Origin of the sequence: Terriglobus sp. YAF25 (assembly GCF_052113305.1) — a bacterium.
Classification (GTDB): domain Bacteria; phylum Acidobacteriota; class Terriglobia; order Terriglobales; family Acidobacteriaceae; genus Terriglobus.
In genome coordinates this window covers 1-3,702 of record NZ_JBFRCY010000468.1, presented here as the reverse complement: position 1 = coordinate 3,702, position 3,702 = coordinate 1, and the positions used below count along the sequence as shown (strand labels likewise).

Sequence of the window (3,702 nt, the reverse complement as noted above, 5' to 3'; positions counted from 1 at the left end):
CCCGGAGGGAGCACAGTTCTTCGTTGTCGATGCGAAGGGAGCCAAGTCTCCTGCCTTCGATGCAAAGAAGGTAGCGGCTTCTGTAAGTGGCTTGCTGAAGCGGCCTGTAGATGCGGCGCGGCTGCAGATCAGCTCGCTGGAAGAGGGAAGCGACGGCAAGTCCCTGGAGATTGGAGTGCAGGGCGGCAAGTTCCTCTGCCAGAAGGCGGACTGGAGCTGCACGATGATTATGGCGCCGTCCGGTGGAGCAACGGGCCGGCGTTCTCCGGAGGCTCTGAGCCCCGATGGATCGCAGGCGGCCTTCATCCGCGACTGGAATCTGTGGGTGCGCGATGTGAAGTCGGGTGGAGAGAAGCAGCTTACGACCGATGGCGTGAAGGATTACGGCTACGCTACGGATAACGCCGGCTGGACACACTCCGATAGCCCGATCCTGGTCTGGTCGCCTGACGGTAAGAAGATTGCCACCTTCCAGCAGGATCAGCGCAGGACCGGTGACATGTATCTGGTTTCAACGCAGATGGGGCATCCGAAGCTGGAGCAGTGGAAGTATCCGCTGCCTGGCGATAAAGATGTGACGATGATTGAACGCGTGATCATCGATGTGCCCACCGCTAAAGTTCTGCGCCTGAAGATGGAGCCTGACCAGCACCGTTCAACCAACTGCGACGATGTGAGCTGCCGCGGCGGCTCCGGATGGGATGACGTGCAGTGGGATGAAGATTGCAAGACGCTGGGCTTTGTCTCCACCTCGCGCGATCATAAGTCCGCGACCTTCCGCATTGCTGATGTGGAGACCGGCGAGGTCCGCACCGTGATGAACGAGACGGTGAAGACCTACTTTGAGAGCGGTCATGCGGCGGTGGACTGGAAGTATTTGCCGAAGTCGAATGAGCTGCTCTGGTTTTCGCAACGCAGCGACTGGGGCCATCTCTATCTCTACGACCTGAAGACCGGCTCCTTGAAGAGCCAGATCACCAGCGGTGAATGGAACGTCTACACCGTGCCGAAGGTGGATGAAGAGAAGCGGGTGATCTACTTCACCGGTATGGGCCACGAAAAGGGCGATCCCTATTTCCACTACTTTTACAAGATCGGTTTTGACGGCAAAGGTCTGAAGCTGCTGACACCGGAGACAGCTGATCACAACATCGTGCTCTCGAAGGACGGCAAGCTCTTCGTCGATTCGTTCTCCACCGCCGATACGCCGACCACGACCGTGCTGCGCGACGGCGATGGGAAGCAGGTGGCGGAGATTGCAAAGACGGATGTCTCGAAGCTGACTGGATGGGTTGCACCCACGCCGATTACGGTGAAGGCGCGTGACGGCAAGACGGATTTGTATGGTTATCTCTACAAGCCGGTGAACCTGGATGCGTCGAAGAAGTATCCGGTCATTGATTACATCTATCCGGGACCGCAGACCGGCTCCTGTGGTGGGCGGAGCTTTGCCGCAGCGCGCGGTGACAACCAGGCGCTGGCGCAGCTTGGGTTTGTGGTGGTGTGTATTGACGGCATGGGAACACCGTGGCGCTCGAAGACCTTCCAGGACACCTGGTACGGCCAGATGGGCGACAACACCTTGCCTGACCAGGTAGCCGGGATCAAGGAACTGGCGTCGAAGAATCCGTGGATGGATCTGAATCGCGTCGGCATCTGGGGCCACTCGGGTGGCGGCAACGCGACGGCGGATGCCATGTTTGCCTATCCGGATTTCTTCAAGGTGGGCATCTCCGAGAGCGGCAACCATGACAACCGTCTGTATGAGGATGACTGGGGCGAGCGCTATCAAGGCATGCTGGAGACGAGTCCGGACGGCAAGACCAGTAACTATGACAACCAGTCCAACATCACGCTGGCGAAGAACCTGAAGGGCAAGCTGCTGCTGGCGCACGGAACGATGGATGATAATGTTCCGCCGTACGAGACATTGATGGTGGTGGATGCGCTGATCAAGGCGAATAAGACTTTCGACCTGCTTCTGATTCCAAACGCGCATCACGGCTATGCCGATGCATCGCGTTACATGATGCGGCGGCGTTGGGATTATTTCGTGACCAACCTGATGGGCGCGACACCACCGGCGGAGTACAAGATGAGTACGAAGCCGGATGTGTTCTAGGGTTAGGGCGAGTGAGGAGAGGCATGGCTACGGCCATGCCTCTTTTGTTTTGGACGGCCTATGCACCCGGATTCATTGCTTATTTCGCGAATGTGTCGATCAGTTGCTGTGGCGATATGCCCTGGGAGCGAAGGGTTCTCAAGGCGAGCGCATCGTGACGTTTGGCGAGTCGTTCACCGTGGTCGTCCAGCATGAGCTCAGCGTGGAAGTATGCCGGTGTTGGAAGGCCGAGTACCTGTTGCAGCAGGATCTGCCGCGCCGTGGACTTCAGTAGATCGCGGCCACGTACGACCTCGGTCATCAGCATGGCCGCATCATCGACAACACAGGCGAGCTGATAACTCGGCAGGCCGTCCTTGCGCCAGATGAGGAAGTCGCCGAAGTCTCCGCCGCCGATGAACTGTTGCGAGCCCAGATTGCCATCGGTGAACTGAATCAGCTCGCCGTCCGGCACTCGAAAGCGATAGTTCACACCGGCAGCGAACGGCTGCGGCTCTGCGTCTGCGGGACGGCAGTGATTGTCATACACCGGTTCGTCATCATCCTCGGCATGCGGAGCGGCGATGCGCGCCAGGTCTTTGCGGGAGCAGTTGCAAGCATAGGCAAGCCCCATCGCGAGCAGACGCTGCAACGCGTCTTCATAGAGAGGCAGTCGCTCTGATTGGGTATAAGGAGCAAAGGGACCGCCGACATCGGGACCTTCCTGCCAGTCGAGCCCAAACCATCGCAGGTCTTCCAGCATGGCGGCGGTGAACTCCGGTTTGCATCGCTGCCGGTCCAGGTCTTCATTGCGCAGCACCAGCACGCCGCCGGTCGCACGCTGCTGCGCGATCCAGAAAGTACGCGCATGCCCCAGGTGCATGTATCCCGTCGGAGTAGGAGCGATGCGGCCCCGGTAGAGGATGGACATATGTCCATCCTAGTTGCTGGTTGCTGGTTGCTAGTTCCTGGTTGCTGGTTGCGTCCTCGTCCACATCCGCTCTCCAGACTCTTCCGGAAGGTGCCTGGTAACCGATACTGCATAATCGGCAAGAATCAACCAGCAACCAGCAACTAGAAACTCGCTATACTGTCGGCCATGCGGAAACTCCTCCTGAGCTCTCTCTTTGTCGTTACGTGCGTACCGGTGTGGTCGCAGAAGGCGCCTACGGTTGCGGATGCGAAGGCCTTTGTCGATAAGGCCAATGCCGAGCTGCTGAAGCTCTCCACCGATGCCTCGCACGCGGAATGGATTGCGGAGACCTACATTACCGACGACACGGAGTCGAACACGGCTCTGCAGAATGAGCGGGTCACGGCACGTTCCCTGGAGCTTACCGCAGAAAGCCACAAGTTCGACAAGGTGAAGCTGCCGGACGATCTGCGCCGCCAGATCCTGCTGCTCCAGCTGGGAGCGCCCGCCGCGCCCAAGGATCCGAAGCTGCTGGCAGAGGAGACGCAGCTCGCGGCACAGTTGACCGGTATGTACGGCAAAGGCAAGTTCTGTGTAGAACCGCAGAAGTGCCTGGGGATCGATCCGCTGTCGCAGATCATGGCCAAGTCCCGTGATCCTGAGGAACTCAGGAAGATCTGGGTGGGAT

The 3,702-nt window shown here is 58.9% G+C and carries 3 protein-coding genes; 2 read left to right on the top strand and 1 reads right to left on the bottom strand.

Annotated elements, in window-relative coordinates:
- Positions 1–2,122 (top strand): DPP IV N-terminal domain-containing protein (locus AB4043_RS18110; RefSeq protein ID WP_442307701.1); only part of this gene is annotated, 2,122 nt, incomplete at its 5' end.
- 79 nt (positions 2,123–2,201) lie between these two features.
- Here the strand turns inward: AB4043_RS18110 and gluQRS are convergent.
- Positions 2,202–3,032 carry a tRNA glutamyl-Q(34) synthetase GluQRS gene (gene gluQRS / locus AB4043_RS18105; RefSeq protein ID WP_442302233.1) on the bottom strand — a complete coding sequence of 277 codons (831 nt, stop codon included), beginning with the start codon at positions 3,030–3,032 and terminating at the stop codon, positions 2,202–2,204.
- Between the two features lie 168 nt (positions 3,033–3,200).
- Here gluQRS and AB4043_RS18100 point away from each other — a divergent pair.
- Positions 3,201–3,702: M2 family metallopeptidase (locus AB4043_RS18100; protein ID WP_442307700.1), on the top strand; the 502-nt coding region annotated here is incomplete at its 3' end.

Coding starts and splice junctions, on each gene's coding strand:
- gluQRS (WP_442302233.1), bottom strand. CDS start 3,032: ATGTCCATCCTCTACCGGGGCCGCATCGCTCCTACTCCGACGGGATAC.